Consider the following 468-nt stretch of genomic DNA (forward strand, 5'->3'; position numbering starts at 1 on the left):
GTATCCGACCTTGCCGATGAAGTGATTTGCCAGAGCATCCGGTATTTTGAGCAGCAATTGCAGCAACGGTACGGCGCTCCCATGGGTAAGGCATCCGGCCAGCCGCAGTCATTACTGGTACTGGGCATGGGGAAACTCGGTGCCTACGAGCTGAATCTCAGCTCCGATATCGATCTGATTTTCAGTTACCCGGAATCCGGCCAGACCAACGGCAAAAAATCCATCAGCAACCAGGAGTATTTTGTCAAACTGGGCCAAAAGCTGATCGGGGCATTGGATAAACACACCATCGACGGTTTTGTTTTTCGTACCGATATGCGCTTGCGCCCTTATGGCCAGAGCGGCCCTCTGGTGATGAACTTCGACTCCCTCGAAGAGTATTACCAGAACCAGGGTCGTGACTGGGAACGCTACGCCATGGTCAAGGCCCGAATTCTGACCGGTGAAGACACTCCGGCGGCACAGGAG

Annotated in this window: 1 pseudogene; it reads left to right on the forward strand. The window is 54.1% G+C overall.

Annotated elements, in window-relative coordinates:
- A pseudogene (locus Q4563_RS16045) lies at positions 1-468 on the forward strand (bifunctional [glutamate--ammonia ligase]-adenylyl-L-tyrosine phosphorylase/[glutamate--ammonia-ligase] adenylyltransferase); the annotation flags it as partial.

The sequence above is a fragment of the Gilvimarinus sp. 1_MG-2023 genome (assembly GCF_030548285.1).